At 55.5% G+C, this 18,587-nt stretch carries 10 protein-coding genes; 4 read left to right on the top strand and 6 right to left on the bottom strand.

The window, feature by feature from the left end:
- Complete coding sequence (locus ACYVC2_RS04425) at positions 1 to 2,490, bottom strand: glycoside hydrolase family 95 protein (RefSeq protein ID WP_461101087.1); 2,490 nt, start codon at positions 2,488 to 2,490, stop codon at positions 1 to 3.
- A 433-nt stretch (positions 2,491 to 2,923) separates the two neighbouring features.
- Here ACYVC2_RS04425 and dinB point away from each other — a divergent pair, with 433 nt between their 5' ends.
- The 3 genes from dinB to ACYVC2_RS04410 all read left to right on the top strand — a co-directional run bounded on the left by dinB (position 2,924) and on the right by ACYVC2_RS04410 (position 8,616).
- The gene (dinB, locus tag ACYVC2_RS04420) at positions 2,924 to 4,006 is read left to right on the top strand and encodes a DNA polymerase IV (protein WP_461101086.1); all 1,083 of its coding nucleotides are present in this window, start codon (positions 2,924 to 2,926) and stop codon (positions 4,004 to 4,006) included.
- A 225-nt stretch (positions 4,007 to 4,231) separates the two neighbouring features.
- On the top strand, positions 4,232 to 5,191 hold the full coding sequence (locus ACYVC2_RS04415; RefSeq protein WP_461101085.1) for a UTP--glucose-1-phosphate uridylyltransferase: 960 nt from the start codon (positions 4,232 to 4,234) through the stop codon (positions 5,189 to 5,191).
- 59 nt (positions 5,192 to 5,250) lie between these two features.
- Positions 5,251 to 8,616 (top strand): UTP--glucose-1-phosphate uridylyltransferase, encoded by a 3,366-nt coding sequence (locus ACYVC2_RS04410; protein ID WP_461101084.1) that lies wholly within the window; start codon positions 5,251 to 5,253, stop codon positions 8,614 to 8,616.
- Positions 8,617 to 8,619: 3 nt separating this feature from the next.
- On the opposite strand, the gene ACYVC2_RS04405 is transcribed toward ACYVC2_RS04410, so the two are convergent.
- The gene (locus ACYVC2_RS04405) at positions 8,620 to 9,615 is read right to left on the bottom strand and encodes a YhdH/YhfP family quinone oxidoreductase (protein ID WP_461101083.1); all 996 of its coding nucleotides are present in this window, start codon (positions 9,613 to 9,615) and stop codon (positions 8,620 to 8,622) included.
- A 306-nt stretch (positions 9,616 to 9,921) separates the two neighbouring features.
- Between ACYVC2_RS04405 and ACYVC2_RS04400 the strand changes: the two genes are divergently transcribed.
- Entirely contained in the window at positions 9,922 to 10,767 is an 846-nt protein-coding gene (locus ACYVC2_RS04400) for an alpha/beta hydrolase (RefSeq protein ID WP_461101082.1), read from the top strand.
- Between the two features lie 95 nt (positions 10,768 to 10,862).
- Here the strand turns inward: ACYVC2_RS04400 and ACYVC2_RS04395 are convergent, their stop codons facing one another.
- From ACYVC2_RS04395 to ACYVC2_RS04380, 4 genes are all read right to left on the bottom strand, one after another.
- Positions 10,863 to 11,660, bottom strand: coding sequence for an endonuclease/exonuclease/phosphatase family protein (locus ACYVC2_RS04395; RefSeq protein ID WP_461101081.1), 798 nt, complete (start codon positions 11,658 to 11,660; stop codon positions 10,863 to 10,865).
- A gap of 138 nt (positions 11,661 to 11,798) precedes the next feature.
- Positions 11,799 to 13,028, bottom strand: coding sequence for a purple acid phosphatase family protein (locus ACYVC2_RS04390; RefSeq protein ID WP_461101080.1), 1,230 nt, complete (start codon positions 13,026 to 13,028; stop codon positions 11,799 to 11,801).
- A 143-nt stretch (positions 13,029 to 13,171) separates the two neighbouring features.
- Entirely contained in the window at positions 13,172 to 14,902 is a 1,731-nt protein-coding gene (locus tag ACYVC2_RS04385) for a RagB/SusD family nutrient uptake outer membrane protein (protein ID WP_461101079.1), read from the bottom strand.
- 23 nt (positions 14,903 to 14,925) lie between these two features.
- Positions 14,926 to 18,546, bottom strand: coding sequence for a TonB-dependent receptor (locus tag ACYVC2_RS04380; RefSeq protein ID WP_461101078.1), 3,621 nt, complete (start codon positions 18,544 to 18,546; stop codon positions 14,926 to 14,928).
- Positions 18,547 to 18,587: the final 41 nt, after the last annotated feature.

The following is an 18,587-nucleotide window of genomic DNA, read 5'->3' as shown; positions in this document are numbered from 1 at the left end:
TTATGGTCGAACCAGCGTATACGTTTGGCCGGGCTGGGTAGCAAAATCGAGCTGCTGGGTTTCAGCCATGGGGACGGGCTGAACAGCCGTTGCTTTAGCCGAGATCAGGGGCTTGGCGATTGGCTCGATCTGATAATATGGGTTTGTGTTTTCGCCCTGAGCAGTCGTCACCGTCAGCCCTTCGCCCCGCAGGGTGTTCGGTAGCCGCAGCCGGCAGTTGCCACCCAGGTTTGATTTGATGGTCAGTTTAGTCACGTTACCATCTTTCCATTCCATGGAAACGATGTCGAAGCCACCGCGCGCCCGCAGGCCACTGATGCTCCCGGTTTGCCAGCCATCGGGCAAAGCTGGCAGCAGGTGCAGGGCGCCGTCGTGACTTTGCATCAGCATTTCGGTGATGCCCGACGTGCAGCCGAAATTCCCGTCGATCTGGAATGGCGCGTGCGCATCGAACAGGTTGTTGTAGGTTCCTCCACCCCCTTCGTTGACACCTACGGGGGTCAGCTGGTTCTGAATGAGTTTGTAGGCATGGTTACCGTCCTGCATGCGGGCCCACCAGTTCACTTTCCAGCCCATGCTCCAGCCCGTCGAAATGTCCCCGCGCTGCAGGAGCGTGGTCCGGGCCGCGCTGAATAATTCAGGGTTGCGATAGGGCGAAATCTGCTGCGACGGAAACAGGCCGTATAAATGAGAAATGTGCCGGTGCTTATCGTTGGGGTCGTCCAGGTCCTCGATCCACTCCTGCAACTGCCCATACTGGCCGATCTGCATGGGCGGCAACCGCTTCCGGACAGCCGCCAGCGTATCGACAAACCGGGCATCCCGGCCCAGCGTTCGGGCGGCATTCATCGCTACGGTCAGCATGTCGTATACGATCTGATTGTCCATCGTACAGCCCGCATCGAACGACACCCCTTTCCGGAAGGCAGGCGCATTTTCGGGCGACGTGCCGGGGTTGATCACCAGGTAGTTGTGTTTGGTATCTTCGACCAGATCATCGACAAAAAACAGTGCGGCCCCCTTCAGGATCGGGTATACTTCGGATAGATACGTTTTATCTCCCGAATACAAAAACCGCTCCCACAGGTGCTGGCAGAGCCAGGCTCCTCCCATGCTCCAGACGCCCCAGTAGATGTTGTCGACCGGACCGGTAATGCGCCATAGGTCTGTATTGTGGTGAGCCATCCAGCCGCGGGCTCCATACATCACCCGGGCCGTTTCCCGGCCGGTTTCGGCCAGTTCCCGCACCATCTGGAGCAGCGGCTCGTGCATCTCGCTCAAGGCTGTTTTTTCGGCGGGCCAGTAGTTCATCTGCGTGTTGATGTTGATGGTGTACTTACTGTCCCAGGGTGGGTCCATGCGATTGTTCCAGATGCCCTGCAGGTTGGCCGGCTGATTGTGCATCCCGCCGTTGCCCGTGATCGCCCCATCCGGCTGCGACGACGAAATGAGCAGATAGCGGCCAAATTGATAATACAGGCTCACCAGTTGTGGGTCGTTGGTCGTTGCAAATTCTTTCAGTCTGACATCGGTCGGTTTGCGGACCGCATCCGTACTGCCCAGGTCGATCTTCACCCGGTCGAAGTAGGTTCGATAGGCCTGAATATGGCTGTTCAACAGGCTTGCATACGACTGATTGTCCGTTCGCGCCAGATACGCTTCTGACCGCTTTACGGCGTCGGCGCTCAGGTCGTGGTAATTCACATAATTGGTGGCGATAGAAATTGTAATCACAGCCGAGTTGGCCTTACTGATTTGAAGCGTCGAATCGGTTGTCGACAGCGTCCCCCCGTCGATCTGAATCCGGGCAATGCCGTTGAACTGAACTTTCCCATCTACACTTTCGTGCCCCGCCGTCGTGCCGTTGATGATCAGCTCATTCTTCCGGACGCTCACCGATGCTTTTTTTTGCAGCGTGGTCAGGCTAGCGCCAAACGAGAGCATCCCCTTTTTATCGGCCGAGAGCCGAACCACGACGGTCTGTGCGGGCACCGACGCAAAAACGGCCCGCGTATAGGTCACTCCTTTGACCTGATAGGTCGTTGTAGCCACGGCTTTCTCGATGTCCAGCTCCCGGTAATAGTTTGTATACGTTTCGTGTCCCGCAAACCTGAGCAACAGGCTCCCCACCGGCTGATACATCTGGCCGTTGGAGGTTTTCGACTGCATGGTTTTTTCGGCCAGTTTCTGCGCTTCGCCCTGCTTACCGGAAAAGACCAGTTTCCGGATTTCGGGCAACGAGGCCAGCGCATCAGGGTTATCGTTCCGGTTAGGGCTGCCGGTCCAGACGGTGCTTTCGTTGAGCTGAACCGTTTCGGTAGCTACGTTGCCGTAAACCATTGCCCCCAGCCGACCGTTGCCAACGGGCAGTGCATTGGTCCAGACAGTACCGGCGGGTTTATCGTACCAGAGTTTCAGCGTGGTCGGATGCTGGGCAAACCCTGTCGATGCGACAACAGCAACCCATACGAAGATCAGAATTTGTTTCATTCAAAATCAGGGAGATAGCCTCATCAAGTACCCGATAAAATGTAAGGGGAAATAACAGAGCAATACTACGCACAACTTTCGAGTCCAGCTCTAAAAATTTGTGAAAAAATAAAGAAGATAGATTAAAAAAAGAGCCCTTGCGTTCTGCAATTCCCTTTTCGAGTTCATTTATTTACTATTTAAGCCTTACAAGTTACATAGATTAATAAAAAAGGCACACTGGAAAAATACTCAGTAAGCTGCTGCCATTCGATGCGAATCTGACGGTTTGCGATCGTCTTTCCCACGCTTCACAAGCATCTACAGTCGGACAGTTCAGAAAATCGAAAAAGAGACGTAGTTCTTCGGCTGTTCCCTTTGCAAAAAACCCTGTTTTTTCCGTACTTCGACCGCTGGATGTGCAGCTAAAACCGGCCGCGTTTGCCCAGAACTAATGACGGAAAGGACCGCTGTCCGCAAGATTATTCATATCGACATGGATGCCTTCTACGCATCCGTTGAGCAGCGGGATAACCCTCAGCTGCGCGGTAAGCCCCTGGCCGTCGGGGGTTCCCGACAGCGGGGCGTCGTGGCAGCGGCCAGCTACGAAGCCCGTCAGTTCGGTGTCCGTTCGGCTATGGCCTCCACAACGGCGCTCCGAAAATGTCCCGATCTGATTTTTGTCAAACCCCGCTTTGAAGTTTATAAGGCTGTGTCCAGCCAGATTCGGACTATCTTCGCCCAGTTTACACCCCTTATCGAGCCCCTCTCCCTGGACGAAGCTTACCTGGACGTAACCGACAGCTTGCCCGACTCTACGACGGCGACTCAGTTGGCCAGAACGATCAAAGAGCAGATCAGGAACGAAACCGGCCTGACTGCTTCAGCGGGCGTATCCTATAATAAATTTCTGGCCAAACTGGCTTCGGACTACCGCAAACCCGATGGTCTGTTTGTTATCAAGCCGCACCAGGGATTGGCTTTTGTCGAGACGCTGACCATCGGCCAGTTTCACGGCATCGGTCGGGTAACGGCCGAAAAGATGAACCAGTTGGGCATCTTCACCGGGATGGACCTGCGCCAGCAGACGGAAGCGTTTCTGACCAGCCACTTCGGCAAAGTCGGGCGGCACTATTACTGCATCGCCCGGGCCATCGATGAGCGCCCCGTTACGCCCGACCGGGTGCGAAAATCGGTCGGTTCGGAAACGACCTTCGAACAGGACTTGTGGGAGTACCCTGTGCTGGTCGAGTCCTTGACACCCCTCATCGACAGCGTCTGGACCTACTGTAGCCGCACTGGCATCCTGGGGAGAACCGTTACGCTGAAAGTCAAATACGCAGACTTTACCCAGATTACCCGCAGCCGGAGCGTGGTGAGCTGGATTGCGGAGCCGTCTGTACTACAACGAATTGCCATCGAGTTGCTGGATTCCATTTTGCCTGTACAGCAGGGAATACGACTGCTGGGGGTATCCTTGTCGAGTCTGCAGGAGAAAGACAACCCATCCAATGGGCAATTGCGGCTGGAGTTATAAAAGAGAGTGAATGGTAAACAGTCATGCGTTGGCAGCTGTAGTCAGTTTCAGGTCAGCTCCTATACCTCTAAATGACCACGCATGGCTAACTACTTTCAATTGCTGACCGCTAGCTGACAGCGCCATTTAGAATGTTACTATTTTAACCTAAAAATCAATATACTGAAGTGGATTTGGTTAAATAAGACGGGGTCCGCTATATTCGACGGCTGATACGCTAAACAAATGAAAGTAAGAAAAGCAGTGATTACCGCGGCCGCTCGCGGAGAACGATTATATCCGGTAGCCGATACGATCCAGAAAGCCATGCTGCCCGTTGTCGATATCGATGGATTATACAAACCCGTGATCCAGGCTATTGCCGAAGAAGCTTTCCTGAGTGGCATCGAGGAGATCTGCGTCGTATGTGCTCCCGGCGATGGCGAACGCTACATCAGTGCCTTCACGTCTCTGCGCGACAATCTGGTCAGATCCTACAAAAATGTGGACTGGGCCCGCGAAGAAGCCGACAAAATCGATCACCTCCTGAACCGGGTTCAGTTTGTCGAACAGCCCGAGCCGCTGGGCTACGGCCACGCGGTCTACTGCGCCAAAGACTTCGTCAACAAGGAGCCGTTTCTGCTCCTGCTGGGCGATTACCTCTACGTATCGAACCTCACCCGCAAGCGCTGTGCTGCCCAGCTCATCGAACTGGCTACCCAGGAAAACTGCTCGGTGTCGGCCGTCAACCCCACCCTCGAACACCAGATCGGCCGGTACGGGACCCTGACGGGTAAGCACGTTCCTAACATGACGGGGGTATATCAGATCGAAAAAATCATCGAGAAGCCATCCCTGAGCCTCGCTGAGCTGGAACTCCAGACCCCCGGCCTGCGGGTAGGCTATTACCTCTGCTTTTTCGGGATGCACGTGTTTACCCCGACCGTGTTCGACATCCTGCAGAAGCAGGTAGCGCAGGGCAGCCCCAACACCTTACTGACACCCACCCTGCAGGAACTGGCCGATACCGAACCGTATCTGGCGTTGGAAGTGAAAGGCAATCGATATGACCTGAGCGGCCGAAACGGGCTCCTGCGGGCGCAGATGGCGCTGGGCCTGGCGGGCGTAGCCCACGATGAAACCCTGACCTCGATGGTGGAGTTGCTGGCGGAAGCCAATACACGGAAGACCCAACTGGTTCAGTAATTTCCCTCGATCGTTCTGAACGAAGTCCAGGCTTCTCACCCTATCACCGACAAGGTACCATGAATGTGTTTATTGAAACGATTACGTCTGCGGATCCCACCCTACGCAATCGATCCTTTTTTGACCTGAGCCGGGGCGTACCTGCCTCCACTCTACTCAACTCCCTGCGTGAGCTGGACGATTTCCGAAAGTCGACGCCCAACCTGTACGATAAAGTCCGGGCGCTGCTTTTCCTGCATGCCGGCTACCGCTTTTTCCTGATGGAGGCTAAGGAAACCCCGAGCACCGGTAAAATTCCGTATACCGGTTTCGAGGATCTACTGTCCCGCCGGTTCGAACAGGCCATTGCTACGTTTCTGCAGGATCTGGATCGCCACGGACCCAACGCCATGCTGTTCAGCGCGCTGGCCGACAGCTATCACCACTTATCCTTCCAGATACTGGCCGATCAGGTACGAAAAAGCGTACGCTCCAGCAAGGGCAATCAGTGGATGTTTCGCGTGGGGCATCAGGCCGAACACCCCATCCGCATCCATCCGAAACTGCTGCAACGCCCCGATAGCTCGCTCTTCTACCCGATTCTGCATGAGCAAACCTCCGTGCGGATGGACCTCACCCACAGCGGCTGGTCCGATATTTTCTTCCTCGGAATGGATTACCCCGAGGGCGCCCGCGTCATCAACATCTCCATCGACCTGGGGGTTTTCGGGCGCGACAAAACCATTCGCCCGCCCCTGCACTGCTACGTGCGGGTTATTTCGGAGCCGGTCCTTCGCCTGACCAGCATCGACCTGAACACCACCAAAGACGTCCACGACCTGGCCGATCTGTTCAACTTCGGCAACGATTACCTGAGTCTGGTGAAAGCCGGGGTCATCGCATCGGGACTGATTCCGCCCTCGTTCGAAGGCACGAATCAATCGCTGGAAGCTATTCTGGCCCGGATAGTAGCGCCGGGTATGGGCATCGAGCTGGTCACTAAAGTCAACGACATTCCCAAGGGTTCGCGCTTTGCCGTGTCTACCAACCTGCTGGGCTCGATCATTAGTCTGCTGATGCGCGCTACGGGACAAACCCGCAGTCTGGAAGGTGGTCTGGACGAAAGCGAACGGCGGCTGGTGGCTTCGCGGGCCATTCTGGGCGAATGGATCGGAGGTTCCGGCGGTGGCTGGCAGGATTCCGGCGGTGTCTGGCCCGGTATCAAAGCCATTCAGGGTACGTTTGCTCAGGAAGGTGACCCCGAATACGGCATCAGCCGGGGTACGTTGCTCCCCCGCCACCGGGTGCTGCAGGGCGAGGACGTACACCCCGACATTCAGGAAAAGATCATGAACTCGCTGGTGCTGATGCACGGCGGCATGGCCTCCAACGTCGGACCGATCCTGGAAATGGTATCCGAAAAATACCTGCTACGCGGCAACCGCGAATGGGCCGCCCGCCAGCAAACCAACCAGATCTTCGACAACATCCTGGCCGCCATCAAAGAAGGTGATATCAGGAAGCTGGGAGCCAACACGGCTCATAACTGGGAGTATCCGATCAAAACGATTATTCCCTGGGCGTCTACGCATTTCACCGAGCAGATCATCCAGAAAGCCAAAAAGCAGTTTGGCGACGATTATTACGGTTTCCTGATGCTCGGCGGGATGTCGGGCGGGGGCATGGGCATGTTCGTCAACCCGGCTCATTACGAAGATTACAAGATGCAGGTGCTGGAGATCCTGCGGAATACCAAACAGGAGCTGTCCGACTCGCTGCCCTTTGCGATGGAACCGGTGGTTTATAACTGGAGCATCAACCCCCGAGGCACCTGGGCCAGCCTGCACGAAGGCCAGGAAGCACTGATGCCGGAACCGTACTACGGCATTCACATGTCGGAACTCGTCCGCAAAGATCCGGCGTCGATCCCGTATGGGCGCCGGGCCGAGATGGATTTTTTCACGACCTACTGCGAGCAGAATAACCTGGCGTATCCGCTGCTGCGGACCATCGTCAGCAACCTGTTCAACGTATCGGACCCGGCATCGCAGAGCAACCGGAGCGTCGAGAACGAAAAAGCCGACCGGATCAAAAAAGAAAACGGGTTCGATTACATCCAGCACGAAGAAATTCGTGAAGAGCTGCAAAAAGGACGGATCGGTCTGGCGCGCAACCGCCTGCTGGCCGAAACCACAATCGAGGATGTACTGCCGGAAGAAATAGCGCAACGGGAAGCCTTATCGGCCAGCGTTCAGCCGGGCGAAGCCGCTATTCGGGCGGGCAAAGTCGCCGTGTTGAGCCTGGGCGCAGGTGTCGGTAGCCGCTGGACCAAAGGAGCCGGGGTAATCAAGACCATCAATCCGTTCGTCGAAATTGGGGGTGTACACCGCAGTTTTCTGGAAATTCACCTGGCGAAGACCCGCAAAGTCGCCGAACAATACGACTCGCTGATTCCACACCTGGTGGCGACGAGCTACCTGACGCACGAGCCCATCCGGAAAAAACTCGCGCAAACGGGGAATTTCGGATATGCGGGGTCAACTTTCCTGTCGCCGGGCCGCTCCATCGGGCAGCGGTTTGTGCCGATGGAACGCGATTTGCGGTTTATGTGGGAAGAAATGCCGCAGGAAACCCTCGACGAGAACAAGCAGAAAGTACGCGATGCCGTGCGGCAGTCGATGATCAGTTGGGCCAAGTCGAAGGGCGAAGGCACCGACTATGTCGATAACATTGCTGCCCAGCGGTTCTCGCCCCTGGGCCACTGGTACGAAGTGTCGAATCTGCTGCGCAACGGCACCCTGGCCCGGCTACTGGCCGAGCAGCCGCAGGTTGAGACCCTGATGCTGCATAACATCGATACGCTGGGGGCCGACGTGGATCCGGCTCTTCTGGGTTACCACCTCGAATCGGGCAATGTACTCACGTTCGAAGTGGTACCCCGTCGCATCGAAGACCGCGGGGGTGGTCTGGCCCGGGTAAACGGCCATATTCGCCTGCTGGAAGGGCTGGCCCAGCCCCGCGAAGAAGACGAGCTGAACCTGAGCTATTACAACACCAACACGACCTGGATTCAGATCGACCCGCTGCTTCAGCTCTTTGGTCTGACCCGCGCCGACCTGCAAACCGGCGACGAAGCGCAACTGGCCAAAGCCGTCCGGAGTGTGGCACACCGGATTCCGACCTACGTGACCATCAAGGACGTGAAATATCGCTGGGGACACGGTCAGGAGGATATTTACCCGGTGGCGCAGATCGAGAAGTTGTGGAGCGACATGTCGGCCCTCAGCGATGTGCAGAGTGGATACGTAGTGGTGCCTCGCTTCCGGGGGCAGCAGTTAAAAGACCCGGCCCAGTTGGACGCCTGGGTCACCGACGGCAGCAAAGACTACGTCACCTCGCTGTGTTCGTTCCCGACGGTCAATTCCACTCCGGTAGAAGTGGAATAAGACTCAGTCGATGCGGACCAGGGCGCGACCCTGCATCTGGCCGTGCAGAATGGTTTGAATAGCATCGGGCAGTTCGGCCAAACCGATTTCGTGCGTCAGCGATTCGAGCGCAGCGGGTTTCCAGTCGTCGGCCAGGTGTTGCCAGATGGCCGCCCGCTGCTCAATCGGCACCTGCACTGAATCGATTCCGGCTAATTGAACTCCCCGCAGAATGAAGGGAAAAACCGTGAGCGATACATCTCCGCCGTTGACGTTGCCGCAACAGGTCACGGTACCACCGTATTGGGTGCTTTTCAACGCCGTCGCCAGCACATTTCCGCCCACGGTATCGATCGCACCGGCAAAGCGAGGCTTCAGCAGCGCTTTGCCGGACATATCGTCGAGTTCGGCGCGGGGAATGATGTCGGTGGCCCCCAGCGATCTTAGAAAATCCTGCGCCGTTGCTTTACCGCTCAGGGCCGCTACGGTATAGCCCAGCCGGTGCAGAATTCCGACCGACACGGAACCGACGCCCCCGGTTGCCCCCGTCACCAGAACGGTTCCCTGGCTCGGTTGCAGCCCATTTTTCAAGAGAGCGGCAACGCTCAGCGCGGCTGTAAACCCGGCCGTACCGTACATCATGCTTTCCCGAAGGCTCAGGTTTTCCGGCCGCTTCACGAGCCAGCCCGCAGGCACCCGAATGTATTGCGCAAAGCCGCCACTGGTGTTCATGCCCAGGTCGAAACCCGTGACGATTACTTCATCGCCCGGTTGCCAGTCGGCACTAGATGAAGTTTCGACTACGCCGGCCGCGTCGATGCCGGGAGTATGCGGGAAGTGGCGGGTAACGCCCTTATTGCCCGAAGCCGACAGGGCATCTTTGTAGTTGAGTGAAGAATACCTGACCCGAATCAGTACATCGCCCGCGGGTAAGTCGTGCAGGGGTTTGGTGGTGAGGGCTGCGGTATAACCGCCCGCTTGCTGTTCGGAAACGAGAAGACACTGAAAGGATTTGTCCATGTCGAATGAGGTAACAGCTCCATTAATTTACGACTATTACCTACGTTGGGCAAAGATATGAGATGAATCGGGTTCAGCTGATGGGTTTTCCGGCAGAGCGCGTGTTTGTTTGGAGAATTGAGTCCGGAAAGAACCTACATCATTGCGTAAACTTGCCTGAGTCAGGGTACGACTAGCCGCGGCTAGTCGTTTCTTTTGCGACGGGCAAAACAGAACATTATTGCCACGAAAAGTCTAAATTTCGGTCGGCAAAATTCCTGCTCTCCAGGTGCGCCAACTCGTTAGGAATTCTATTTAGGCTGGCTTATGAGCGAAATCGTACGGATTATTTTTTCAATAGGGTTGTGGGTGTCGATGCTCGTAGCCCAGCCATCGTTTGGACAGACAGAGTCCACAAAAAAGCCTTTCGTGCTGGGCATTATCGATGCAATTGAATCGAAAGCGCTGGGCCAGACCAGAACCCTGAATATTTACCTCCCACCGGGTTATTCGAAAGATTCGATGAACAGGTATCCGGTTATTTATCTGCTGGATGGCTCTGCCGACGAAGACTTCATTCATATTGCCGGCCTGGTTCAATTCGCGAATTTCCCCTGGGTTAATCTGCTGCCAAAATCCATCGTGGTCGGCATTGCCAACATCGACCGGCGGCACGATTTCACCTTCCCCACCACCATCGCAAAGGATAAAACCGACTTTCCCACTACCGGCCATTCACAGGCGTTTATTGCTTTTCTCGAAAAAGAACTCCAGCCCTACATCCAGAAAAATTATAGCGCTCATCCGGCCAGAACCCTGATCGGCCAATCGCTGGGTGGACTGCTGGCAACCGAAATCCTATTCGAAAAACCCACTTTATTTAACAGCTACATTATCGTCAGCCCCAGCCTGTGGTGGGATAACGAATCGCTATTGAAGGGCCGCGCAGCGTGTTTAGACTCGTCGTTTACCCAGCGGACCAGGGTTTATATTGCCGTCGGGAAAGAAGGCGCAGTGATGGAAGGCGATGCCCGTCAATTGGTAGACCGGCTAAAAAAAGCGCCACATTCAGCCATGCAGGTGAGTTTCGACTACTTTGGCGACGAAAACCACGCGACCATTTTTCATCAGGCCGTCTACAAAGCCTTCGAGCGGTTCAGCAAGCCGCTGTAATACCGACCGGGACAGTCGGGCGAGGTCTTCGTATCCATCCGGCCAGGACGATCGACGCGACCTCTCATTCGCCTTGAAACGCTGGCAAAGCAGCCTCATTTCAACTCCAGTTCGGCCACGACGGGCAGATGATCGGATGCATATTGTTCGTCGATGACCCGGGTCGATGCCGGTTTAAACATAGAGCCGGGTTTGTACATGATGAAATCGATGGCCCGGTTGGGTTTTTCGACCGGAATGGTGGGGGCGCAGTGCTGGCAGCTTCGGATAAATGTCTGATCCAGAAACTGGATAACCTTGCTGTCCGCCAACGCATTGAAATCGCCCCCCAGAATCATTGGTAAGCCAGACGCGCCGAACTCCTTCACGATCCGTTCGGCCTGACTGACCCGATTCGGTTCTTTCAAGTCCAGATGCGTACAGGCAAAGATGAGCTTTTTCCCTTTATCAACCTCGACCGTGATGGCTGCGATGGTCCGGGTTTCGCCACCGATGGCCGGGTCAATGGGCAGAATGAACCGGGTCGAGTCGAGGATTGGGAAGCGGGACAGAACCGCCACGCCGTAATCTCCTCCCTGGTGATCGATGGCTTTGGAAAAGAAGAAGTGCATGCCCGTGAGCCGGGCCAGTTCTTTCGCCTGATTCAGCCCCTTTCCCGACCGTTCCGTGTTGACATCCACCTCCTGCAAGGCCACCAAATCTGGCTTTTCGACCGTAATGACCCGCGCCACGGCTTCCACGTCGATCTTCGCTCCTGCCGAAGGCGGATTGCAGTGGTGAATATTGTAGGTCATTACCCGAATCGTTTTTTGTTTCTTCGCGGGCTCTTCCCTGTCGTTAGCATACGAAACGGTCGAGATAATAAACAGAAAGCAGGAAAGTAAATTTTTCATATCAGAAGCAAGTAAATAAATATTGCGGATGGGCTGGCGTTCCACCGGGCTGGCGTTCCACCGGGCTGGCGTTCCAGTTTCAGCCTACATTGTCAATGCGCCAGAGTAGGTCGACCCCGCGGTAATACCGTTCAAAAACTAGGTGCGTGCCTTTTTAGGAATCGTGTATTTACCGACCAGTTCGCCGTCGTCGCGGACCATTTTCAGGTTCAGCTCTTTCGGAGTGGCATGTAGTTTTATCAGCGTCCGCTGACCTTCCAGCGGCCCACCGCCAATGACGATGGGGTAATTGTGCGTGGCGTCGGCATCGTGGGTGGCGTAGCGGTGCGTATGGCCCGAGATCTGCAGATCAATTTTTGCCTTGTTGAGCAACGGGCCGAATACCTCACGGCAATGCAACGTGCCATGCCAGTCGCCGGAGTGGTAGGGCGAGATGTGAATCAGCACAACCCGAAACGGCGCTTTTTTAAACTCCGGGCTTTCGATTTCTTTTTCCAGCCACTCTTTCTGGGTTTCGCGGTAGCGGTCAAACGCCGACAAACCGCCGTATTCGACGCTGTCGTCGGTCTTATCTTCGCCCGAATCGAGAATGACAAACCGGACCGGACCGCGCGTAAAGGCGTAGTAGTATTTCTGATCCGGATACGCGCAATAAGCCGGAATGTGTCGGGAGAAGCTGCCCCGGCATTCGTGGTTTCCCTGGGTCAGGATGAAGGGAAGTTCACCGGCAAAAATATCGACGGCCGGTTTAATCAGGTGATCGACCATCTGGCTTTCCGAGGTCACCCAGTCGAAGCAGTCGCCGTTGAAAACGACAAAATCGTAGTCGCGCCTGTTGCCCGTATACCCATGCCGGTACAGCAACTGCGGAATAATCTGGGGGCGATCGTGAATGTCGTTGAAGATGACGGTCCTGACTTCTTCCTCATGCTCGGCCGGCGTTCTGAAACCGTACATCGGACTGCTGATCGTTTCGCCAAACTCCACCTTCGATCCTTTGTAACCCAGCACTTCCGTCGAAACGATCCGGTATTTATGATCCGTACCCGGCTTGAGTCCCGACAGGGTTATTTTATTGATCCGGTTATTGGCTTCGATCAACCCACCGACATACCCGAATGCGCGCAGGCTGGTATACGCCCCCGCGCCATATTCGACCCAACTGAAGCTGTTTTTGTGGGTAATCCACATGATGGTGACCTCGTTGGCGCCCATATTCTGCAGGTAAGGGCCCGCAATGAAGTGGTTAGCCTCTTCGGCAGGAGCATCGGAAACCGGTTCAGCGAGGGGCGCTGTAGCCGGCAACAGGCTCAGCGTCCCTGCTTGCGCAATTTTTTGAAGAAACGATCGTCGGTCAGGAAGGGTCATACTGATAGTCTTTAGGAATAGAATACGTTGTTAGTCAAACTCTTGCCGTGAATGCTGAGTGATAAGCCGTGCCACGGTTGGGAATCGTAGCACGGCTTATCACTCAGCATTCACGGGGTAATTCCAGTGCAGGAAACGCCGATTTACTCCCAGTTTGGATTTTGCGTGAGGTTTGTGTTTAAAAGCCGTTCCTGGGTCGGAATGGGGTACAGGTAATCGCGGGATTCGTTGAATTTTTTGGTAATGTGCCCGTTGACCACGATGTTGCCGCCTTTATTTCCGTTTTCGAGCAGGATTTCGCTACCCAGCTTAAGCACCTGCGCGCCCGCTACAGTCGGCTTGGTTCCTTCGTAAATGACCAGATCGACTTTGCCATTTTTATCCAGATCGTAGCTGCCCGGTCCCGGAAAATACATCCCCTTGAAAGTCTTCGTTAGCAGTTGCCCTTCTTTCCAGCGAATGATATCGTCCCAGCGGAAGAAGTTTTCCATAACCAGCTCGATCCGGCGCTCCCGGCGAATTTCCAGAATGACTCCCGCATTGTTCCCACTCAGCTGGGAGTATTGCTGGGCCTGATATGGATCGGGTTTGGCATTGGCACTGGCCAGGTTGATGTTGGGCATGCCCACCCGATCGCGGGTGAGCTTCGTCGAGCGGTCCAGATCGTCCTGGGTCAGGGTACCACGTTCGGCTTTGGCTTCGGCAAAGTTCAGCAGCACTTCGGCATACCGGAAGATGGGCATGTCGGTAATATCTTTGTTGAAGGTATCCCATTTGGGTGCCGACACAAACTTGATCAGCTGGTAGCCCGTCACCGTCGCACCAAATTCCGGCACCAGCGGGGTCGTTTCGCCGATGCGGGTGTAGCCCGGTGTGCGGATGGTCTGTGCCAGGCGCGGATCGCGGTTCTGCACCTCGTCGGCAAACTGCAAGGTTTCGTAGCCTTTGATGTCCGTAAACCGCGATCCGTCGGCCATCAGGTAGCTGTTGACCAGCTTCTTTTCCAGACCCGGTTTGCCGTACGAAGCGGTCATCGTGTAATAATTCAGGTTGTGGTACACCTGCAGCTCGTCGCTGAAATCCCGCGCCAGAATGATCTCATCCGGGATGGCATTATCCGACGAAAACAACTTCAGATAAGCCGTCGAAGGGGTGGCTTTATAAATCGTATATCCGCTGTTTTTCATCAGGTTGTCCGACGCGTCGATGCAGGCATCCAGAAATTTATCCCCGCCCGGCAGGTTAAACTCCGTATGGTATTTCCGGAATGTTCCTTCGTAGAGCCCCACCCGCGACTTCAGCGCCAGCGCCGTCCATTTGGTGATCGTGTTCAGTTGCCGCGACGCATCCAGGTTGGCAATGGCAAAATCCAGATCGGCCATTACCGAATCCATGACCATCGTGCGCGGGTCGCGCGCTTTGGTCAACAGCGCTTCGTCCGACACCTCGACCGTGCCGCTGTACCAGGGCACATCGCCAAAGCGTTTGACCATACCGAAGTAAAAGTACGCCCGGAAGAACCGCGCCAGGCCATTGTATCTGGCAACCGCTTTTTTATCCGGACACTTCCCTGAATTGGCCAGGAAATAATTGATGTTGCGCAGGGTTCCCCAGCCCCATCCGCCCCCGCTGGTCGGTACGACCCGCGTTCCCTGCAGCTCATCACGGAGGCTATTTTTCACGACGTTATCGACATCTTCATTATAGACGTCTTCGGCCGAGGGGAGCGCGTTATAAAACGAATTGGTATACAGCAGCAGATCGTTCTCGGTTTTGAAAAAGGTTTCGGGCGAGATGGCATCCTGGGGTAGCAGATCCAGGTTGCATGCCGTCAACCCCAGGGCAACAGCTAGAAAAGCGAGTATTTTCTTCATGATTGATACAGGTTGAAAGCCGATTAGAACGTCAGGTTTAGGCCAGCCGAAAAGGTTTTGGACAACGGGTAGGTCCGCCCGTTGGTGCCGTCGCCGTCTAACTGCTCGGGGTCGATGTATTTCGAGCGCAGGGGACTGAAAGTCAACAGGTTCTCGCCACTCAGGTACACCCGCGCCCGCGAAATCCGGATCTTTTTGGTGATCGTTTCCGGAACGGTATATCCCACTACTACATTTTTCAGCCGCAGATAGCCCACGTTCTGGATGTAGCGGTCATTGGCAGCGTTCAGATCGCCCCCGCCGTTGAGTGCTGTATAGCCCCGCAGGATCGGGAAGTAGGCATTGGGGTTCTCGGGAGTCCAGACGTCGTCTTCGAAATGCTCGGGAATAAACGAATAATACGGTCGGGAATACGGTCCCCAGAACTTGTCGGCGTTATTGCCGGGATACCAGTTCTTACGCAGAATCCCCTGCGCCAGCACCGAGATGTCGAAGCCATTCCAGTTGGCGCCGAGGTTCACCCCGTAGCGGTAGCGGGCCCGGTCGTTGCCAATGATTTTCAGGTCGCCGTGGCTGGCCAGCGTATTGGCGCCCTGGTCGATTTTTCCGTTGCCGTCCAGGTCGATAAACTTCAGATCACCCGCCTGCAGCTTGCTCCAGTCGCCGGGGGCGCTCAGCCGCTGCTTGTTCACGATCGTCTGATCGACCGCATAGGCCTGCGCTTCGTCGGTCGTTTTGAAATACCCATCGATCGAATAGCCCCAGATGTCGCCGATGGTCTGCCCTTCGTAGCGGCTCGACAGAATCTTGTTCGGGTTGTCGTAGCGGGTAATCGTCGACTTTGAATCGGAGAGCATGAACGAGACATTATACGACAACGGCTTGCCGCCCGCTTTAAACTGATCGCGCCAGGCAATGGCCAACTCGAATCCTTTGGTTTGCAGATCGCCCGCGTTCTGGGTCGGTACCGAAGCGCCGTAGACCGACGGCAGTACCCGGCCCGGCACCAGCATGTCGGTGGTATTGCGGATGTAGGCATCGAAGGACAGGTTCAGCCGGTTGGTCAGCAACGTAGCGTCGACGCCCAGGTTGGAGGTCGTGGCTTTTTCCCAGGTCAGGTTTTCCGAAATGGGGTTCGGGCTGTTTACGTAGAAAAGCTTCTGCCCGTTGGTGATCCAGCCCGACTGCGCCGTGGGCATGATGGGTACGTACGGGTAATAGTTGGCCGAGGTCGTGTTGTAGGGCACCTGGTTCGAACCCGGCGGCAGCTGATTACCCAGGGTTCCGTACGAAGCTCTGATTTTGAGGTTGTTGACGACGTTCCGGGCTTCGGCGAAGAAAGGCTCTTCGCTGATCCGCCAGCCCGCCGACACCGACGGGAAGAAGCCAAACCGCCGGCCAACGCCAAAGCGGGAGGTGCCATCGTAGCGGCCATTGACTTCCAGCAGGTATTTGCCAACGTAGTCGTAATTCATGCGAAAGAAAGCCCCAAACAGCGCGTACTGAAACGAATCGCCCCCGGACAACTGCTCGCCGGTTCCCAGGTTCAGGTCGTTGAGGCTTTCGGAAAGCAGGTTTTTGCGAGCCCCGAATAAGCGCTGGTGTTTGCGGGTTTCGTAGTTCAGCCCGGCCGTAGCGCCAAAGTAATGTTTGCCGAACGTCTGATTATAGGAGGTGTAGAGGTTGGTCGCACTCATCGGATCGAACCACAGCGTCTGCTTATACTGATCGACGTTGTAATTGGGCACGGTTGCCAGAATTCCCGGCTGGATGGAGTATTGCGCCACGGCCGAGCGGTACCAGTCGTCGGCAATGTAGAACGAGTATGTGTAATTCCCGACCAGATTCCAGTTTTTGGTAAAGTCGAGGGTAACCGAGTTGATGGTGGTTAGCTCGTGCACTTTTTTCTCCCCGCCGGCCACCCCTTTCAGCAGGTTGGCAAATAGCCCGTCGCCGATGGAGTAGTTGTTTTTCAAGGTGTTGTACGTAGCCGTACCGTCCGGATTGAGCGGAGCGTAAACGGGTAGCGCGTGTACCGTAATACCGACAAAGTTGGCATTGGCGCCCCCTTCCAGACCTGGATATTTGTATCTGGAGTCGAAATACTGGGTATTGTTGCTGACTTTCAGCCAGGGTGTCAACTGGGCATTGATCTTGCTGCGCAGGGTGTAAGACGTGAACTTGTCCGTGTTGATGCGCATGATCCCGTCCTTTTCAAATACCGACCCCGACAGAAAATAATTGACCTTATCGGTACCGCCAGACAGGTTCAGATTGTGCTGCCGGGAGGGTTCCGTCATGTTGAACAGGGTATTCCACCAGTCGTAATTCCCGTAATAGTTATAAATATCCTTCCCGTTTACGTTCTTGACGACCGTCCAGGGCCGGGCCGGATTTTCGACCTTGTCGTACCGACGTGCTTCCAGTTCCTGGTAATCTTCCTGCGAATAGCGGGTGTAGCTGTTGCCGGTCGCGCGGGTAAATGCTTCGTCGTTCATCTTCACGTACTCGTAGCCGTTGGTCAGAAACTTCGTGCTGACGGTGGGCGTCGACCAGCCGAAGTTGTTGCTGTACGAGATGGTCGTTTTGCCGTTCTTAGCCGTCTTGGTCGTCACGAGCACCACACCGAAGGCCCCGCGGGCGCCGTAAATAGCCGAAGCCGCAGCATCTTTCAGCACCGATATCGATTCGACGTCGTTCGGGTTGATGCGGTTGATATCCCCCGGCACCCCGTCGATCAGCACCAGCGGGCCGCCCCCGTTGATGGAAGTTTCTCCGCGTACGTTCAGGCTACCGCCCTGCCCCGGCTGGCCCGTACTGAAGGTAATGTTCAGGTTCGGCACCATCCCCTGCAGGATCTGCGACAGGTTGTTCAGCGGCCGGTTTTCGAGTTCTTTCGCCTGCACCTGCGTCACCGCGCCGGTCAGGTTCACTTTGCGCTGGGTACCGTAGCCGACCACTACCAGTTCGTCGAGGGTCTTGTTGTCGGCGCTCAGGGTCACATCCACCGTCGAGCGGTTGCCCACCGCCAGTTCCTGCGAGGTGTAGCCGACAAAGCTGAACACCAGCACCGACGACGCACTGGGCACTACGAATTCGTATTTGCCGTCGCCGTCGGTAGTCGTTCCGCGCGTCGTTCCTTTGAGCACCACGCTGACGCCCGCCAGAGCCCCCTGCCCATCCGAAGCCGTCACGGTTCCTTTCACACGGATATCCTGCGGAGCCTTTTCTGTTTCGGGCTGATTTTCATCGACTGGAAGGACCAGGGCCTGTTTCCGGCTTTTATCCCGCACCAGTACGATCTGTTCGTTGATCAGTTTGTAGGTAATCCCCCGCGGAGCCAGCAGCTGATCGAGCACTTTAGCCAGTTTCTGGTTCCGTTCATTGATCGTTACCGGATCGTTGAGCGGAATCCGGCTGCTGTAAACAAAATGCGTACTGGCCTTTTCCTGAATCTGGTCGAGGGCTTCCCGGAGCGGCACGTTTGTGAGCTGAAGTGTAATGTCTTTGCTCAGGATGGACTGCGCCGACAGTTCACGGGCATCCGCCATACTGACCAGGACAACCGCCAGTAGGCAGTGTAATAATCCGATTCGCATCGTTTTTCGCCAGTCGACAGGCTTGTTAAGGAAAGAAATCTGCATAATTTTGATTGTCTGATAGTTGATCGCTATTTGATACATCA

Source organism: Spirosoma koreense, from assembly GCF_054777875.1.
Note: the sequence above shows the minus strand (reverse complement) of the source record. Positions and strands in the feature narration are given on the sequence as shown.